1 protein-coding gene is annotated in these 667 nt (G+C 58.6%); it reads left to right on the top strand.

Going from position 1 to position 667, the window contains the following annotated elements:
- Positions 1 to 10: 10 nt before the first annotated feature.
- Positions 11 to 667 (top strand): IS110 family transposase (locus GWG67_RS38750; protein ID WP_275174897.1); only part of this gene is annotated, 657 nt, incomplete at its 3' end.

Genomic DNA, 667 nt, shown 5'->3' with positions numbered 1-667 from the left:
GGCGCGCGAGATTCAGCGGTTTGGACATGATGTGAGATTAATACCGCCAGCATATGTGAAGCCCTATGTGCGGCGGGGAGCAAAGAACGATGCCGCTGATGCGGCCGCAATCTGTGAAGCAGTTAGCTGCCCCAATATGAGGTTTGTTCCCATCAAAAGCGTTGAGACCCAAGGCTTCTTGATGCTTCACCGTGCAAGAGGCCTGCTGGTCCGCCAGAGAACCATGACGGCGTGCGCTATTCGAACTCATTTTGCGGAGTTCGGAATCATTGTTGGACAGGGCCGGCAAAGGGTGGATGGTCTAGTGGATTTGTTGGATGACGAGGAACTCGCGCTACCTGCCACTGCCCGTATGGCGCTGGCTGTTCTTGTGAACCAACTGAAGGAATTGGACCGGCAGGTCGACGTTATCGAGCGTGAGCTGGCTCAGATCCAGAGAGTAAATCCGATGGCGAGGCTGCTGTCCTCGATTCCCGGCGTTGATCCCATAACGGCCACGGCCCTCGCCGCGACGGTGCCGGACCCGACCATGTTCCGCTCCGGGCGAGAATTCGCGGCTTGGCTGGGCCTGACGCCTAAGCAGAATTCCACCGGCGGGAAGGACCGGCTCGGCCGCATAACGAAGCAGGGCGATTCCTATCTCCGGCACTTGCTTGTCATCGGGGCG

The organism is Bradyrhizobium sp. CSS354 (assembly GCF_029051725.1).
Lineage (GTDB): Bacteria > Pseudomonadota > Alphaproteobacteria > Rhizobiales > Xanthobacteraceae > Bradyrhizobium.
Note: the sequence above shows the minus strand (reverse complement) of the source record. Positions and strands in the feature narration are given on the sequence as shown.